Annotated in this window: 14 protein-coding genes and 1 pseudogene; 6 read left to right on the top strand and 9 right to left on the bottom strand. The window is 67.0% G+C overall.

The features are described from left to right. Positions 1-226 precede the first annotated feature (226 nt). The 3 genes and pseudogenes from VFG33_RS41345 to VFG33_RS38450 form a co-directional block, all read left to right on the top strand. A pseudogene (locus VFG33_RS41345) lies at positions 227-850 on the top strand (LAGLIDADG family homing endonuclease); the annotation flags it as partial. A 114-nt stretch (positions 851-964) separates the two neighbouring features. Further along, positions 965-2,443, top strand: coding sequence for a type IV secretory system conjugative DNA transfer family protein (locus VFG33_RS38455; RefSeq protein WP_325057963.1), 1,479 nt, complete (start codon positions 965-967; stop codon positions 2,441-2,443). Next, positions 2,433-2,807 carry a DUF4913 domain-containing protein gene (locus VFG33_RS38450; protein WP_325057962.1) on the top strand — a complete coding sequence of 125 codons (375 nt, stop codon included), beginning with the start codon at positions 2,433-2,435 and terminating at the stop codon, positions 2,805-2,807. The genes VFG33_RS38455 and VFG33_RS38450 overlap by 11 nt, the downstream gene beginning before the upstream one ends. Positions 2,808-2,812: 5 nt before the next feature. Here the strand turns inward: VFG33_RS38450 and VFG33_RS38445 are convergent, their stop codons facing one another. The 3 genes from VFG33_RS38445 to VFG33_RS38435 all read right to left on the bottom strand — a co-directional run bounded on the left by VFG33_RS38445 (position 2,813) and on the right by VFG33_RS38435 (position 6,407). Next, the gene (locus tag VFG33_RS38445; protein WP_325057961.1) at positions 2,813-4,270 is read right to left on the bottom strand and encodes an amidase; all 1,458 of its coding nucleotides are present in this window, start codon (positions 4,268-4,270) and stop codon (positions 2,813-2,815) included. Positions 4,271-4,459: 189 nt separating this feature from the next. Next, a complete protein-coding gene (locus VFG33_RS38440; protein WP_325057960.1) occupies positions 4,460-5,020 on the bottom strand; it encodes a hypothetical protein in 561 nt (186 codons plus the stop codon). A gap of 67 nt (positions 5,021-5,087) precedes the next feature. Beyond that, on the bottom strand, positions 5,088-6,407 hold the full coding sequence (locus tag VFG33_RS38435; RefSeq protein ID WP_325057959.1) for an MATE family efflux transporter: 1,320 nt from the start codon (positions 6,405-6,407) through the stop codon (positions 5,088-5,090). Positions 6,408-6,952: 545 nt separating this feature from the next. Between VFG33_RS38435 and dnaB the strand changes: the two genes are divergently transcribed. From dnaB to VFG33_RS38420, 3 genes are all read left to right on the top strand, one after another. Further along, the gene (gene dnaB / locus VFG33_RS38430) at positions 6,953-8,278 is read left to right on the top strand and encodes a replicative DNA helicase (protein WP_325057965.1); all 1,326 of its coding nucleotides are present in this window, start codon (positions 6,953-6,955) and stop codon (positions 8,276-8,278) included. Positions 8,279-8,391: 113 nt separating this feature from the next. Then, positions 8,392-9,591 (top strand): epoxide hydrolase family protein, encoded by a 1,200-nt coding sequence (locus VFG33_RS38425; RefSeq protein WP_325057958.1) that lies wholly within the window; start codon positions 8,392-8,394, stop codon positions 9,589-9,591. A gap of 76 nt (positions 9,592-9,667) precedes the next feature. After that, positions 9,668-10,756: a winged helix DNA-binding domain-containing protein gene (locus VFG33_RS38420; RefSeq protein ID WP_325057957.1), complete on the top strand. Its 1,089-nt coding sequence runs from the start codon at positions 9,668-9,670 to the stop codon at positions 10,754-10,756. On the opposite strand, the gene VFG33_RS38415 is transcribed toward VFG33_RS38420, so the two are convergent. From VFG33_RS38415 to VFG33_RS38390, 6 genes are all read right to left on the bottom strand, one after another. After that, positions 10,701-11,711, bottom strand: a complete 1,011-nt coding sequence (locus VFG33_RS38415) for a helix-turn-helix transcriptional regulator (protein ID WP_325057956.1) — start codon at positions 11,709-11,711, stop codon at positions 10,701-10,703. The two genes, VFG33_RS38420 and VFG33_RS38415, sit on opposite strands and share 56 nt — an antisense overlap. A gap of 105 nt (positions 11,712-11,816) precedes the next feature. Beyond that, positions 11,817-12,830, bottom strand: a complete 1,014-nt coding sequence (locus VFG33_RS38410; protein ID WP_325057955.1) for a cytochrome d ubiquinol oxidase subunit II — start codon at positions 12,828-12,830, stop codon at positions 11,817-11,819. Then, on the bottom strand, positions 12,827-14,218 hold the full coding sequence (locus tag VFG33_RS38405; protein WP_325057954.1) for a cytochrome ubiquinol oxidase subunit I: 1,392 nt from the start codon (positions 14,216-14,218) through the stop codon (positions 12,827-12,829). Before VFG33_RS38405 ends, VFG33_RS38410 begins: the two co-directional genes overlap by 4 nt. A 2-nt stretch (positions 14,219-14,220) precedes the next feature. Then, a complete protein-coding gene (locus VFG33_RS38400; protein ID WP_325057953.1) occupies positions 14,221-15,129 on the bottom strand; it encodes an NAD(P)-dependent oxidoreductase in 909 nt (302 codons plus the stop codon). 28 nt (positions 15,130-15,157) lie between these two features. After that, positions 15,158-15,325: a hypothetical protein gene (locus VFG33_RS38395; RefSeq protein ID WP_325057952.1), complete on the bottom strand. Its 168-nt coding sequence runs from the start codon at positions 15,323-15,325 to the stop codon at positions 15,158-15,160. A gap of 182 nt (positions 15,326-15,507) precedes the next feature. Further along, the gene (locus VFG33_RS38390; protein WP_325057951.1) at positions 15,508-16,356 is read right to left on the bottom strand and encodes an NAD-dependent epimerase/dehydratase family protein; all 849 of its coding nucleotides are present in this window, start codon (positions 16,354-16,356) and stop codon (positions 15,508-15,510) included. Positions 16,357-16,432: the final 76 nt, after the last annotated feature.

Below are 16,432 nucleotides of genomic sequence, written 5' to 3'. Positions count from 1 at the left end.
CACGCCAGTTTTGACCCCACATGGCTGGGTACCAATCAAGGACCTAGTCCGTGGTTGTCAGGTAATCGGCAGAGACGGGCGGCCGACCACGGTCACAGGCGTCTATCCACAAGGACAACGGCCCGCGTACCGGCTGCACATCAGTGATGGCACGTCGATCCTGTGCGATCCAGATCATCTGTGGACTGTTCGTCCGAAGATCAGGGCGGATAAGAAACACCCCGAGATGTGGCGGACCTGGACAACGCAGCAGATGCGAGACCGCGGGCTCACACGGGCGAGCGGAGGTGCCAAGTATTACCTACCTCTTGTCGAGCCGGTGCGGTTCGAAGGGGTACTCCCGCCGGGTCGGGCAACTGACTCGACAACGGTCGCCGATGGCTTGGATACCAAACTCAGTGGACCAGTAGACCCATTGCCCATTGATCCGTATCTGCTGGGCGTACTTCTCGGCGACGGGTGCATCCGTCGAGGATCAATTGTCGTAACGACTGCCGAGCCGAGGGATCTCTTTCGGCTTCTTCGCCCTCTTCTGCCCGATGGTGTCGAGCCAAGGCAGAAGAGTGGCAGAGAATACGACTGGTACTTGACATCAGGGCTATCTGGTCCACGCAATCCACTTCCGGCACTGCTTCGCCGCATCGGACTGATGGGCTGTTCGTCTCTGACCAAGTTCGTCCCGGCGGAGTATTTGCTGGCGGACGTTGCATCACGTCGATCCCTTCTTGCAGGGCTACTTGACACTGATGGGTCCATCGACGCGAAGGGCATTGTCGAGTTCTCCAGCTCATCGCCTCAGCTGTCCGATGACTTCCGGTTCCTAGTGCAGTCCCTGGGTGGCACCGTCACCACCACACGGCGCGAGACGCTGCATGCGCCGTCGTACCGGTCCAACGTCCGTATGCCGGTCGAGGCGCCAGGGCCATTCCGGCTACCTCGCAAGAGTCAGCGGTGGGAAGATGCAGTGCTGCGAAGGCGCAGCGCCAGACCCGTCCGCGCCATCAAGGCGATCGAGCCGGAAGGTGAGATGGAGATGGTCTGCATCTCGGTTGCAGCAGCTGATGGACTGTTTGTCACCGACGAGTTCATCGTTACTCACAACACGACGTCTCGTGCGGTGCCCGCGATCTTGGATGCGCCGGGGGCGGTGATTGCTACTTCTAATAAGCGGGACATTGTGGATGCCACGCGGGATCCGCGGGCGGCGTACGGGCCGGTTTGGGTGTTTGACCCGCAGGAGGTCTGCGATGAGGAGCCGGAGTGGTGGTGGAACCCGCTCAGCTACGTCATTGATGAGGTGAAGGCGCGGCAGTTGGCTGAGCACTTCGTTGCGTCGCAGCGGTCCGAGGGTGCTCGCACGGATGCCTTTTTCGATGCCGCCGGCACCGATCTGCTGGCTGGTCTGCTGCTTGCCGCCGCGGTGGCTAAGCGCCCGATCACGCAGGTCTACAGCTGGTTGGCCGACCAACGGAACGACGAGCCCGAACGGATCCTGCGGAACACCCCTGGTCTCCAGCTGTCCGCGGACGCCCTGGCCGGTGTCATCAATGCGCCGGACAAGCAGCGGGCCGGCGTCTACGGCACCGCGCAGCAGAGCGCGCAGTTCCTGATCAACCGCAAGGTCACCCGCTGGGTCACCCCGCAGGCGCAGAACGACAACCGACCGCAGTTCAATCCGCACAAGTTCGTCCGCGAGGGCGGCACGCTGTACAGCCTGTCCAAGGAGGGCGCCGGTACTGCGGGCCCGCTGGTCACCGCTTTGACGGTGGCCGTGGTCGAAGCGGCCGAGGACTACGCGAGGACCTGCCCGCTCGGGCGGATGCCGAGCCCACTCGTCGGCGTACTGGACGAGGCGGCGAACGTCTGCCGCTGGAAGGACCTGCCGGACCTCTACAGCCACTTCGGCTCGCGCGGCATCGTGCTGATGACGATCCTGCAGTCGTGGGCCCAGGGGATGGAGTGCTGGGGCGAGCGCGGGATGGAGAAGCTCTGGTCCGCGGCGAACATCCGCGTGTACGGCGGTGGCGTGTCCGACGCGAACTTCCTCGAGCGGCTGAGCAAGCTGATCGGCGACTACGACATCACCTCGAACTCGGTGTCGTACAACAAGGGCGAGCGCGGTACCAGCAAGCAGACCCAGCGGCACCACATCATGGAGGTCTCGGACCTCGCCGCGCTGCCGCCCGGCAGGGCGGTCATCTTCCCGTCCGGCATCCCTGCGACGATGATCAAGACCGTGCCGTGGATGGCTCGCCCGGATGCGCACACGGTGAAGGCATCCTTCGCGCGGCACGATCCAGGGGCCGCCCAGTCGACCACGCCGCAAGGCGCGAACGCCTGGATCGCGGCCGGCCGGCCGCAGCCCGGCGTCCCGCCGGCACCGCCTCAGACCACCCCGGTCTGGGAGCAGAACAACAACGAGGAGCAACGTCGTGGATGGTGAGCAGGAGCTGTTCTATCCGCACGTCGCGGCCTTCGTCGAGGACCGGCTGGTCTACCTGTACAGCCGGCGCATCGGGCAGCAGTTCGTCTGGTGCCCGGAGTGGTACCGGCACGCCGAGGCGCTCAGCCGGCTCGACTCGATCTGGCGCGCCTGGGAGCACCTGCGGCTCGATCCCGCGACGGGGATGTCGGTCTGGTGGCGCGACCACGCGGACCCGCACATGATGGCGCTGCTCGATCCGGACGGGACGTTCGCGGCCTGCCGCGGGCAGCACAGTGAGTACCCCATCCCGCCGCTGCCGGTGGAGGAACCACCGTCCGGCCTCTTCTTCGACCAACGCCAGCCCAACCTCCGCGGAATCTGATCCGCCTACTTCGGTGCCTGGAAGCCGCCGATCTTCTGCTCGAGCAGTTCGGCCAGCCGCAGCGGGGTGCGGTCCTCGAACATCGGACCGATGAGCTGTACCCCCACCGGCAGGCCCTCGGGGGACCGACCCGCGGGTATGGCGGTGGCGGGCAGGCCGGGCATGGTGGCCAGGCCGGCCCAGACGAGCTGGTCGAGGTACGGGTACTCGACGCCGTCGATGTCGATGCGCCGTTCCATCAGATTGGGGTGGTGGTCGTGCGGGAACGCGGGCGTTGGCGTGATCGGGCACACCACGGCGTCGAACTCGGCGAACAGCTGCCGCCAGCCGTGGCGGTGGAGTTCGCGACGGTTGTTCGTCTCCATCCATTCCCCGTGGCTGAACACCATGGCGCGCAGCCGCGCAGCGTCCAGGCTCTGGTCGTCCGCGCGCAGTCCAGCGACGCGGTTCCGCAGCTGCTCGTGCGATTCGATCGGAAAACGCGCAGGGGTGCTCGAGATCAGCAGTTGCGTGTAGAGCGTCGCGGCCTCGGTCAGGTCGGGCAGCAGCCGACTGTGCCGTTCGACGCGGGCGCCGCCGTCGACAAGCGCGGCGGCCACCCGGTTCACGCCCGCCCGCACGGCGGACCCGGTCGGAATGAGCGGATGCTCGTCGAGGACCAAGACCCGGAAGTCGCGGAGCCGCTCGTGGCGCGCGGGAGGCAGCGTCACGTCGTACGCGACGCCGAGCGTCAGCGGGTCCGGCCCGGCCATGACGTCGAGCAGGAGCGTGAGGTCGCGGGCGGTGCGCGCCATCGGACCGACGACGGCGAGGTCGAGGTCGGACGGCAGTGCCGGCGCGGTCGGCGGGACCATGCCGCGGTTGGCCGCCAGCCCGAGGGTCGGCTTGTGTGCGTAGACGCCGCAGAAATGCGCGGGGGTGCGCAGCGAGCTGGCGATGTCGGTACCGATGGACAGCGCGCCGAACCCGCACGCCAGGGCCGCCGCCGACCCGCCGGAGGACCCGCCCGCCGTGCGGCCGTGATCCCACGGGTTGTTGGTGGTGCCGTAGATCTCGTTGAAGCTCTGGATATCTTGCAGCCCCAACGGCACATTGGTCTTACCGAGCACCACCGCGCCGGCAGCCTTGAGCCGCGACACCTGTACCGCGTCCTCGGGCGGCACATAGTTCCGGTACTGCGGCATGCCCCAGGTCGTGGGCAGCCTGGCAATGTTGTAGGACTCCTTGACCGTCACCGGAATACCGAGCAGAGGCCGGTCCTCGCCGCGGGCGCGCGCCTGGTCGGCACGGTGTGCGGCGGCCCGCGCACGGTCGAAGTCCGGCACACAGATCGCGTTGATCACCTTGTCGTCCCGCTCGATACGAGCGATCGCCTCGTCGGTCAGTTCCACCGAGGTCACTTCACCGGCACGCAACGCGGTCGCAAGCTCTTCGGCCGTCTGAAACTCTCTCTCCATGAACATGAATCCGACGCTATCGGCCTGCCTCAGAGGACATAAAATGCCGTTGCGCACAACGGGAAAGTCGAACGTGCCACCTTCATTGGCAAAGTCACTCGGCCTGCAAGCTCAGGAGACCTTCATCGGACGCCCGCGCGTACTTCGCGAGGCGCGTGGCTAGTGCCCCGTTGGAATCCGTTGGGGTTGCGCGCACTAGTCGCCGAGGCCGTAGTCCCTTAGTTCCTTGGTCTTGCGGCGTCGGAAGCGGAGGTTCTTCCGAGCGCGGGGCGCTGGCTTGGGAGGATTAAGCACCGCCTCGACGGCAGGCGGCTGTTCGGGTTCTTGAACCTGGGCGGCCTCCAGCCGGCGCTCGCGGGCGTCGGCGCTGTAGGTGTCGGCGGTGGCGTCGTCACGGTTCGCCCGATTGGTCTCGATGATCGCGGACGCCCGGTAGCGGTCGGCCTTGTTGCGGTCCGCGTCCGCCGCCGGGTCGTCCCGGCCGGCGGTTCCGGCGCGCAGTCTCACCTCGCGCGCAGTGTCTTGCCGCGAGAGCTGGGCTTCGCGCCGCGCTTCGCCCCGGTAACGGGCCCGGGTCTGGTCATCCGCGTGGGCCAACCGCAAGGCCTCCGCGACCTCAGCATCGGCGAGGTTCACGTCGTGGCGGCGGCGGGTGTCCTGGCGCTCCCGCTCGGCAAGGGCGTCCTGCTCGAGTTCGCCGCGGACGCGCAGTTCCTCCTCGGCCTCACGGATCGCCTCGTCGTTGGTGTCGGCCATGCCGCTCCTTCCGGTCGCGCTCAACCATGCCGCAAAACTGGGTCATTGCCGAGAGCCGGCCGCGGTCTCAGCGGACGGCGCCGGTGACCAGCCAATCGTCGCGGCGTTCCCGGGTCAGTAGGGTCAGCAGCCGCAGCAGCATGAACCCGCCGAACGCCCACCAGAGCGCGACCACCCCGCCATCGAACCACAGCACGCTGAGCGCCAGCGGCACGTACAGCACCAATGCGATCACGCCCGCGACCGCCAGGTACGGCCCGTCACCCGCGCCGATCAGTACGCCGTCCAGCACGAACACCACACCGTTGACGGGCTGCCAGATCGCAGCGATCAGCAGTACTGCGGCCAGCGTGCTGCGCACCTCTGGGTCAGTGGTGAACAAGGGCACGTAGAGATCCCGCAGACCCCACAATGCGAGCCCTCCAACGAATCCCGAGACCAGGCCCCACCACATCATCCGCCGGGTGATCGCCCTGGTCCCCTCTACATCACCCGCACCCAGCGCGCGACCCGTCAACGCCTGTGCGGCAATGGCGATCGCGTCCAGCGCAAGGGCGAGGAACGACCAGAGGGTGAAGGCGACCTGGTGCGCCGCGACGGACGTAGTACCGAGGGAGGTGGCTACGAAGGTCGCGAGAATGATTGCCACGCGCAACGTCAGGGTGCGGACGACCAGCGGTATGCCGGACTGTGCCGAGGCAAGGATGCCCGGGCGGTCGGGGCGCAGCTTGGCACCGTCTCGCCTTGCGCCGCGAACCACTACGACGACCAGGGCGATACCTGCTGCTGTCTGGGCGAGCACAGTGCCCAGTGCGGAGCCGGCGATGTTCAGATCGAGGCCGTAGACCAGGAAGAGGTTCAGCGCGATGTTGACCAGGTTCGCGGAGATCGCCACCACCATGGGGGTCTTGGTGTCCTGCAGACCACGCAGTACGCCGGTAGCCGCCAGCAGTAGGAGCATCGACGGGATGCCGAGGCAGGAGATGCGCAGGTAGGTGACGGCATAGTCCGCAACGTCCGGCGACGGGTCGAACGCGGCAATAGCCTGCGGAGCCAGTAGTAACCCGGCAATAGCCAGTACTACGCCCAGCAGCAGAGCCAGCCAGAGTCCGTCGATGCCCTGCGCGAGTGCTCCCCTGTGGTCACCAGCACCGATTCGCCGGGCCACGGCAGAGGTCGTCCCGTACGCCAGGAACACGCAGATCCCCACCAGCGTCTGCAGGATGGTCCCGGCGACCCCGAGCGCGGCTAGTTGCGGCGTACCGAGGTGGCCGACGATCGCCGAGTCGGCCAGCAGCATCAACGGCTCGGACACGAGCGCGAAGAACGCCGGCACCGCGAGCCGGAGAATCTCCCGGTCTTGCGCGTACCGGTCCCGGCCGCTCACGCGGCGGTTGTCGCCAGGTGAGGGCGCGGTCTGGCGCGGAGGCCGGGCGCCGGCCGGCTGGTCCTGAGCATGGGCCTCATTGTGCCTGGCAACCCCTGTGCACAGTCCACCGGACCTGGGGGTATCGAATCTTTTTCTTCTCCACAGTTGTGCGTAGACAAAACCGCAGGTCAGAGCGGGGTTGTGGAAGTTGGTCCACAGATATCCACAGGGATATACCCAACCTGTGCACACCCGATCACGGGGTTTCCCACAGGTGGTCCACACCCCCTGTGGACGACCGGCTACCGGGGTTCGGCGGGAGGGGCGTACGGTCGCGTGACTGACACCGTCCGCCCGCAGTCTCGGGGGCGAGTCCGCCTGCGGATGCTGCCAGCGAGAACTGTCGGTGAGTCCGTTTACGCTTCGAACAGGTGTTCGAACGCGGCCGGGGTCAGCGGTTGCGGGTGAATGCTGGTCAGCGGCGGACGAGGGAGGTCGGACGAGTGAGCGTTGCGGAGTTCCGCGGGGGGCAGGGCGGCGGCAACGAAGAGCGCAACCCGGAGATGGGCTTCGACCGCACGCCACCGCAGGATCTGGCGGCCGAGCAGTGTGTGCTCGGCGCGATGATGCTCAGCAAGGACGCGATCGCGGACGTCATCGAGACCCTGCGGGCCACGGACTTCTACCGGCCGGCGCACGAGGTCGTCTTCGACGCGATCACCGATCTGTACGCCCGCGGTGAGCCCGCCGACGCGATCACGGTCGCGGCCGAGCTCACCAAGCGTGGCGAGATGGCGCGGATCGGCGGCGCGCCGTACGTGCACACCCTGGTCGCCTCCGTCCCGCTGGCGGCGAACGCCGGGTACTACGCGCACATCGTCCGGGAGAAGGCGATCCTGCGCCGCCTGGTCGAGGCCGGCACCAAGATCGTCCAGATCGGCTACGCCGGCGAAGGCGACGTCGACGACGTGGTCGACCAGGCCCAGGCCGAGATCTACCAGGTCACCGAGAAGCGCGCCACCGAGGACTACGCCCCCCTGAAAGACATTATGGAGGGCGCCCTCGACGAGATCGAGGCCATCGACTCCCGCGGCGACGCCATGGTCGGCGTCCCCACCGGCTTCACCGACCTAGACGAACTGACCAACGGCCTCCACCCCGGCCAAATGATCATCATCGCGGCCAGGCCGGCTATGGGAAAGTCGACGCTGGGGCTGGATTTTGCTCGGTCGGCTTCGATCAAGCATGGGTTGACTTCTTGCATCTTCTCGCTGGAGATGAGCCGGAACGAGATCACCATGCGGTTGTTGTCGGCCGAGGCGAAGGTGCCGCTGCACCACATGCGCAACGGCAAGATGACGGACGAGGACTGGGCCCGGTTGGCCCGCAAGATGGGCGAGGTGTCGGAGGCACCGCTGTTCATCGACGACTCACCGAACCTCACCATGATGGAGATCCGAGCGAAGGCCCGCCGCCTCAAGCAGCGCCACGACCTCCGGCTGATCGTGATCGACTACCTCCAGCTGATGACGTCAGGCAAGAAGGTCGAATCCCGCCAACTCGAGGTCTCCGAGTTCTCCCGCTCCATCAAACTCCTCGCCAAAGAACTAGAGCTCCCCGTAGTAGCCATCTGCCAGCTGAACCGAGGCTCCGAACAACGCTCCGACAAACGCCCGATGGCCTCAGACCTTCGCGAATCGGGCTCGCTGGAGCAAGATGCTGACGTTGTTTTGCTGTTGCATCGGGAGGATGCGTACGAGCGGGAGTCGACTCGGCCGGGGGAGGCGGACTTCATTGTGGCCAAGCACCGCAACGGTCCTACGGCCGACGTGGTTGTTGCGTTCCAGGGGCATTACTCGCGGTTTGTTGACATGGCACATGACGGGTGAGTTGGTAGCCGCCGGCGGTCAGCTGAGAAGTCGCCTCTCGTCGAGGACAGAAGGTGGCCGCGGGTGTTCGTAGGTTGACCGCGCAGGTTCAACCGACGTTCATCGGAGGAAGCATGGAACATCGCCCGTTCTCGATCGAGCTGCCCCAGCGGGATCTCGACGATCTCAGGGGTCGGCTGGGCAGCACGCGGTGGCCGAACGAGCTGAAGCCGCGCGGCTGGGCGAGTGGGACCGAGCTGGGGTTCATGCAGGAGTTGACGCGCTACTGGCTCGACGAGTACGACTGGCGCGCGGTCGAGAAGAACCTGAATCGGTTCTCGCATTTCATCGCGAAGGCCCAGGGTCTCGACCTCCATTTCCTGCAGGAGAAGGCGGCGGGCGAGGGTGCGGTGCCGATCGTTCTGCTGCACGGCTGGTCGGACTCGTTCTACCGTTACGCGCATCTGATCGAGCGTCTGACCACCGGTACGGACGACGGCGGGGTCGTGTTCGATGTGGTCGTCCCGTCGTTGCCGGGATTCGACTTTTCGGCGCAACCGGGCGAAGGCCAGATCAGTGCGGGGTTCGCTGCCGCGAGCATCGCCGAGCTGATGGCGAGCCTCGGCTACGAGCGGTACCTTGTGCACGGTGGCGACTGGGGAAGCGCGGTGGCGCAGGAGATCGCCCGGAACCATCCGGACCGGGTGATGGGTCTGCACCTGACCGATGTGCCCTTCGGCAACATGTTCACGATCGACAAGGCCGAGGCGTCCGAGGCCGAGGTTGCGTTTATCGACGCGGTGGAGGCGTGGAGCAGCAAGGATGCCGCGTATGTCGCCATCCAGTCCACCAAACCGTTGACGTTGTCGTACGGGTTGAGCGACTCGCCGGTCGGTTTGGCCGCTTGGCTGATCGAGCACTTCGAGCGGTTGTCGGAGCGGCTGCCGGCGAGGGAGGACCTGGTCACGAACGTGATGCTCTACTGGTTCGGCAACACCATCCGCTCGTCGATCCGCTATTACAGCGAGGGCATGGACGGCGACTGGAGCGCGGGCGACGACGCGGACTGGGATGGGGCCGGCGATGCCGGTTCAACCGATGGCGACGGTACGGCGTGGGACGCGGCGGGTGCCGAGTGGCAGCAGCAGATCGCCGTGCCGACGGCATTCGCCTTGTTTCCCAAGGACATCGCGACTCCGCCGCGTGAGTACGCCGAACGGTTCTTCACCGTCACCAGGTTCACCGAGCTGGAGCACGGCGGCCACTTCGCGGCGCTCGAGGTTCCCGACCTGCTGGCTGCCGATCTGCGCGCCTTCGCGGCCGGGCTGAACTAGTCTGCAAGGTTCCCGCGGCCGGCCGGCCGCGGGAACCTGATCGAGTCCGCCCGCCACCGAGAGGACGCCGGAGTAGATGCCGATCATCGCCAGTCGCGCGCTCGGACGCGCCACCCTGGCTCGTCAGTCGTTGTTGGAGCGAGTCGCCACGGGACCCACGGAGATGGTCACCCAGCTGGTCGGACTGCAGGGGCAGGATCCCGATCCGCCCTACATCGGCCTCTGGAACCGGCTGGAAGGATTCCGGATCGAGGATCTGCAGGAGCGGCTGAACGACCGGACCATTGTCCGGGCGACCTTGTTCCGGGGCACCCAGCATCTGGTCACCGCGGCCGATTACCAGTGGCTGCACCCAGTACTACGCCCGATGCTGGAGCGGTGGCAGCGAACCAGTTTCGGGCGGGCGATTCCCGGCGTGGACGCCGCCGAGCTGGCGGCGACGGCCGAGGCGCTGCTGCGGGACAAGACCGTGACCCGGCCGGAGTTGGGGCGAGCCCTCGCCGAGAAATGGCCGCAAGGTGAGGTGGTCGCCCTGGCTCGTGCCGTCCAGGGCTTGGTGCCGGTGGTTCATCCGCCCCCTGATGGGCTGTGGCGCCGGCACGGGCCGTCCCATCTGAGGCTGGCCGGCGACTGGATCGGGTACTCAGGGCAACCTTCCGCGGGTGCGGACACCCTGTTGGTGCGGTACCTCGCCGCGTTCGGACCCGCTTCGGGTCGCGACCTCCAGGCCTGGAGTGGGCTGACCCGGCTGCGCGAGGTCGTCGACGGCCTTCGAGCCGAGCTGGTGTCGTTCACCAGCGCCGGCGGTGAGGAACTGTTCGACCTGCCCGACGCACCGCGTCCGGGCCCGGATGTCCCTTCCCCCGTGAGGTTTCTGCCGCCACTCGACAACGTGGTTCTCGCACACGTCGACCGCTCCCGGTTTGTCGAGGATCGGCTGCGGGGACGCCTTGTCACGGATGCACCCGTGCTGGTCGACGGCCTCATCCGGGGATTCTGGAAGGCGAAACGTCAGCAGAACCGGGTATGCCTGACGGTCGATGCTCCTGGCCGGTTCACCTCGGCTGAAAAGGAGCTGGTCGTGGCGGAGGGGGAGCGGCTGCTCGGCTTCACCGATCCCGAGGCGGAGAGTCAGGCCGTCGAGCTTCGTCTGTCCAGAGACTGATTGGCTGACCGCCGGTTGCGCGGGCGAGTCGGCCCGCGAGGACTCTGGCCCGTTCGATCAGTTCGGGTGGCTCGTGGATCGTGAACTCGAACCCGAAGGCCGCGATCCAGACGGCGAGATGGTCCAGGTCGTCCGAGCCGATCCACAGCCGGCAGGTTGAGTCGTCGATGGCCTCGACCCGTCCCAGCGAGGGCGGTACCTCGGCGACGACGTCCTCGGCCGTACCGACCATGGTCAGGACCGCCGCGTACCGGAACGAGCCGGATCCGACCCGGCGGCCGACGTACGCCGCGATGTCGTCGGACGGCAGCGGACGCGCCACGAATCGTTGCCCGATGACCCTTTCTGTGCCGATCCGGTCGGCCCGGAAGGTCCGCCAGTCCTGCCGCGCCAGATCCCAGCCCAGCAAGTACCAGCGGCGTCCACGATGGATCAGCCGGTAGGGCTCGACCTCACGCCGGGACTCGGTGCCGTCGACGACGTACCCGAAGCGGAGCCGGCGGAGATCGCGGATCGCGCCGGCGATCTCGGCCAGAGCCGCCGGGTCCACCGTCGGACCTGGGACCGGCGCGGACACGACGGCGTCGAAGGGCCGGAGCCGGTGCCGTAGTCGTGAGGGCATCAGCTGGTCGAGTTTGGCCAAGGCCCGCAGCGCTGTTTCGGCGATGTCGGTGGTGGCCGAGGCGGTCGCCGTCCGGAGGCTGATGGCCACGGCGACGGCTTCGTCGTCGTCCAGCAGCATCGGGGGAACGGTCGAGCAGGCGGCCAGGAGGTAGCCGCCACCGAGGCCGCCGAACGACTCGATCCGGTAGTCCAGCGTGCGGAGCTTGTCGATGTCACGCCGCAACGTCCGTGGGCTCACGCCCAGCTTGGCGGCGAGTTCGGTCCCAGGCCATCCGCGCCCCGACTGCAGCAACCCCAGCAGCCGAAGGAGCCGCGCCGAGGTTTCCAACATGCCGCCACCCTGGCAGGAGTCGCGGTCAGCTGCTGACCGCGACCTCTCTGCGGATCCGGCTCACCTTGGCTGCATCTCGACATTGGTGTAGAACACCGCCGCTGTTCATGTCGGCTCACTCTCGTCGGAGGTTAGAAGCTGTCGGCCGTGGAGCCAGAAGAGCAGCAGGAACGACGGCGTCACCACGACGAAGGCGAACACCGCCAGCACGACCAACGTGTCGAGCGTCGCGGTCGGTGCGCCGTTGCTGATGGTGAGGCTGGTTCCGGGAAGCATCGTCGGGTACTGCGCTATGCCCCATCCCCACACAACGGCGGCGACTCCGAGCCAGGCGACCTCACGCAGTCCGCGCAAACGCCGGGTGATGAGCATGCCAAGGGCAAGCACTCCGCAGACTCCGGCCAGGATCACCAGCGGCAGCGCTCGTCCGGTCAACCTATCGAACAGCAAACCGTTCGCGTCGCGCAGATGAACCAGCGTGGCCACGGAGACCAGGCCCGTGGCGGTGCCGGCGACCTGAGCCCGGTGGACGAAGTAGGTCTGGAGTTCCAGGTCGTGCCGCCGCCCGGCCTCCCAGACCAAGTAGACGGCCGCAAGGTAAGCACAAGCCCCGACAAACAAGATTCCGCAGAGAATCGACGTGGCACTGGTCCAGCTAGCCGGGTCGGAGCTAGTCGCATCGGCCTGTACTGCGCCCGTCGCGATACCGCCAACGACACATCCCATGAAGAACGGCGTCAGCACAGAACTCAAGGCGAAGGTCGCTCCCAGCGCCCGGCGCCCGCCCAGACCGAGCGTCTCCTTGGAGAAGGCGAACGCGGCTCCCCGGAGCACGATGCCGAGAGCGGCGAGCCACAGCGGCACGGCATCGGCCGACATGACCGCGGAGAAGGCCTTCGGGTACCCGGTCCAGAAGAGGACCAGCGCGAAGATCAGCCAGACGTGATTCGACTCCCAGACAGGGGTGATGGAGTCTTCGATCAGTTTCCGCGGCCGTTGTCCCGCGACATCACCGCCGGCCAGGAGATTCCAGAATCCGGCGCCGAAGTCCGCGCCGCCGAAGGTCGCGTAGGCCGTGATGACCGCCAGCAGTACACAGCCCACCACAGTCGCGATCATCGGCGTCGCCTCCAGACCGGTTGAAGGGCTCGCTCAGCCACCGGACCGCGGATGTCGGGGCTGTCCGCAGCTCTCCACCGCCGGGACATCGCACGCAGCAGCATGATCGCGCCGATGCCCAGGCCGGCGTAGACGATCACGATCGCGGTGAGAGCCGGCGTGACGTTGTTGGCGGTCACCGCGTCCGCGGTCTTCAAGTACCCGTAGACGACCCAGGGTTGGCGCCCGATCTCCGTGACGATCCAGCCGCATTCCATCGCGAGTACTGCGGCCGGCCCGCCAAGTAGTCCGAGCCGCCAGAAGAGCCGGGTGTTCGGCAGTGTTCGACGGCGCCAGTACGCCACGAGAAACCACAGAGCCAGTAGCAACAACAGACTCCCGATCCCGACCATGGCGTCGAAGCAGAGATGGAGCAGCGTCACCGCCGGTGGACGGAGCTCGGCCGGAACACTCTCCCAGCCGATCACCTTGGTGCCCGGCGAGAATCCGACCAGCAACGAGTCCATGCTCGGGATCCGGAGAGCTCCGTACACGTGGCCGTTGACGTAGATGCCACCCAGGTACTCCGGTACGTGGGTGCCGGTGGTCTCGACGTACTCGATGGCGGCGAACTTCGTCGGCTGGTCAGCGGCAACCGCCCGGGCGGCTGTGTCACCGACGATCAGTTGCACAGGAGTGAGGACCGCCGCCACGGCGAAGGGGATCGCGAAGCCGGTGAAGTGGTAGCGGTCCCGCCGTCCCCGCAGGATGCCCGCCGCATAGATCGAGGCCGCGAGGAACCCGGAGACCATGTAGGCGGCGAGAATCATGTGCGGGGTCTCGTACGCCGAGGCGTGGTTGAAGAAGACCTGCCACGGTTCGATCTGTGTGACCTGGCCATTGACGACCTGGAAGCCTTCCGGCTGGTTCATCCAGGCGTTGACGGCGACGACCGACATCGCGCCACCGATGCCACTGACCGCGATCGGTACGCCGGTCCAGAAGTGCTTCCAGCCGCTGAGGCGTCCCCAGCCGTAGATGTAGATCGCGGTGAACACCGCCTCCAGCAGGAAGAAGACACCCTCGAACCCGAACGGCATCCCGAGGACGGCGCCGTACTCGCGCATCAGACCGGGCCACAGCAGCCCCATCTCGAAGGACAGCACGGTGCCGGTGACCGTCCCGACCGCGACGAGGACGCCGAGTGCCCGGGACCACCGCTGGGCAAGTAGCAAGGCCACAGAGTTGTGCCGCTTCAAGCCGATGTACTCCGCGAGCAACACGATCGTCGGCATCGCGATCCCGATGCAGGCGAGGATGATGTGGAAGCCGAGCGTCGCGCCCATCTGCACCCGCGCGGGTGCATCACCCCCGGACGCAGTCAGCAGCGCCGAGCCCGCGACACTCACGTCTACTGGTCCGGGGAGGTCGGCCTGACCGGCGCCATTTCCTCCAGTACCCGATAGAGGACTGCGATGTCGCGGTGTTCGTACCCCGCGGCGCGGGCGGCATCGAGCAGGTGGTCGGCGAGAGTTGTTGAGGGCAACGGCGACCGCAGTTCGGTCCCGAGATCGAGGGCGAGCCGGAGATCCTTCTGCATCAGGCCGACGTCGAACCAGGCCTCGTCCGGCAGGTCAAGGACGAACTGTTCGCGGGCCTTCAGTGCCGGGGAGCCGATCCCGCTCTGCACCATCAGATCCGCTGCGAGCTTCTGGTCGATGCCGGCGCGGGCTGCCAGCTGCAGGCCCTCGGAGAACGCCACGAGCTGCGCGGCCAGGTTGATGTTGATCGCGAGTTTGAGTGCCAGTCCCAGCCCGTGGTCGCCGACGTAGGCCGGGGTGCCGAACTCACGCAGTACTGCGTCGACGTGGGCGAAGGCGCTCTCGTCACCGCCGACCAGGATCATCAGCGTTCCCGCCTGTGCCTGCGGAAAGCTGCCGGAGACCGGAGCATCGAGCATGGCCGCTTCCAGTGCCTCCGCCTGGGCAGCGAGCCGGCGGTTCACCCGCGGGCTGACCGTGCTCATCTCGATCCAGATCTTCCCGGCGCCGAGCCCGGCCAGGATCCCGTCGGGACCTGAGGCGATCTCGTTGAGGACGTCGTCATCGGGGACGGAGGTGATGACGATCTCGCTGGCTTCGGCAACCTCCCTCGGCGTCTGGTGCCAGGGCAGACCGTCGAGGGCGTCCGAACGCGCGCGCTCCTTGTTCCTGGCCAGGCCGTGGACGTGATGTCCGGCATCGAGCAGACGGGCTGCCATCGGGCCACCCATGTGCCCAAGGCCGATGAAGCCGATCTTCTTCCTTGTCGTGGCCGCCATCTCGTCTCCTCATTTCGGACTGCTCAGGTCAGGGGGCGCTGACGGCACGCATCAGGTCGAGGGCGCGGGTCAGGTCGTTGAGGCCGATCCGGCCGTCGACGGAGGTGGTGCGGGCCCAGAACTCGAGGTCCGCGGCGGCCGCGATAACAGCCATCCGGCTGGCCAGCTCCGGGGTCAACTCCTGCTCGGCGTCCATGGTGCTGATCCTTCGTAGAGGGGTTCAGGTAGGAGTCCAGCGTCGCGCGCCGCGCAGGGACAGACATCGCTGGTAGTGGTGGTCCTGCCCGGCGGCTGACTGCAGGCAGAGATACCTGCTGGCAGGGTGGCGGAGCGCGAAACCCCGGTCGGCGCATCGGCCTCATCACTGCCTGACCAGTACTACGAACGCGGCCGGCCCGGGTCGATCCGCGGGTACCCGGTGGTCCGGAGTACCTCGGTGATGTCGTAGAGCGACGTCGGCCCGGCGTCGGCGTACCCGGAGAGATCGAGCTGGTTGCTGCGGGCCCCTAATGTGGCAGCCAGTGCGTCCCGGACGGGGAGCGGGCTCGGCATCCAAGCGGCGACCGCGTTCCAGCGGCGGAATCCGGGCCCGAACTCGACTGCCTTCTCGAGAATCCCCAGCACGTCCTGCACCGCGATCGTGGCCAGGCTGCAGAACGGAACGTCGATCCGGCCAAGCGCTTCCGCGGAGACGGATGGGGTTCCTTCGGGCACGACGACGCCGAGGCGGAGTACCGTCATCGCGAGGTCGGGATCGAGTCGCTGGAGGTAGGCGCAGACCTCCTCCATCATGGCCTTCGACAGCCCGTACGCGTCGCGGGCGTCGCACGGATGGTCGGCCGGGATCGGGAGTTGCCGCGGTACGAACTCAGGTGACAGGCATCCGGTCGCCGCGATCGAACTGGCGACGACGAACCGCCTCACCCCGCGGTCCACGAGGTACCGCAGCAGCCGCCGCGTACCGACCACATTCACAGCCAGCCCGGCCTCCTCCGTGGTCCCACCGGTCACGGCAGCCAGATGCACGACGGCATCGATCGGATACCCGTCCAACCGCGCAAGGTCGTCGACCGAGGTGAAGTCGCCCTGGACCTCCGAAATCCCAGGCAATGCATCACCACTCGGCGCTCGCCGGGCAAGGGCGATCACCTTGTGCTGCTCGGAGAGCCGACGGATCAGGCGTGATCCGACGAACCCTGAAGCGCCGGTGACCAGAATGGCCGCCATCTCAGCTCCCGTCGTCCGTCAGCTTGAAGACTAGCCATGTGATCTAGCCCTCACCCGGTGGTCTGCCGCAGTGCGA

Origin of the sequence: Kribbella sp., from assembly GCF_035687465.1 — a bacterium.
In the GTDB taxonomy this organism is placed as follows: Bacteria; Actinomycetota; Actinomycetes; order Propionibacteriales; family Kribbellaceae; genus Kribbella.
This window is presented reverse-complemented; position numbering and strand designations above follow the sequence as displayed.

Coding starts and splice junctions, on each gene's coding strand:
- VFG33_RS38445 (WP_325057961.1), bottom strand. CDS start 4,270: ATGTTCATGGAGAGAGAGTTTCAGACGGCCGAAGAGCTTGCGACCGCG.
- VFG33_RS38440 (WP_325057960.1), bottom strand. CDS start 5,020: ATGGCCGACACCAACGACGAGGCGATCCGTGAGGCCGAGGAGGAACTG.
- dnaB (WP_325057965.1), top strand. CDS start 6,953: ATGGGCTTCGACCGCACGCCACCGCAGGATCTGGCGGCCGAGCAGTGT.
- VFG33_RS38425 (WP_325057958.1), top strand. CDS start 8,392: ATGGAACATCGCCCGTTCTCGATCGAGCTGCCCCAGCGGGATCTCGAC.
- VFG33_RS38420 (WP_325057957.1), top strand. CDS start 9,668: ATGCCGATCATCGCCAGTCGCGCGCTCGGACGCGCCACCCTGGCTCGT.
- VFG33_RS38415 (WP_325057956.1), bottom strand. CDS start 11,711: ATGTTGGAAACCTCGGCGCGGCTCCTTCGGCTGCTGGGGTTGCTGCAG.
- VFG33_RS38410 (WP_325057955.1), bottom strand. CDS start 12,830: ATGATCGCGACTGTGGTGGGCTGTGTACTGCTGGCGGTCATCACGGCC.
- VFG33_RS38400 (WP_325057953.1), bottom strand. CDS start 15,129: ATGGCGGCCACGACAAGGAAGAAGATCGGCTTCATCGGCCTTGGGCAC.
- VFG33_RS38395 (WP_325057952.1), bottom strand. CDS start 15,325: ATGGACGCCGAGCAGGAGTTGACCCCGGAGCTGGCCAGCCGGATGGCT.
- VFG33_RS38390 (WP_325057951.1), bottom strand. CDS start 16,356: ATGGCGGCCATTCTGGTCACCGGCGCTTCAGGGTTCGTCGGATCACGC.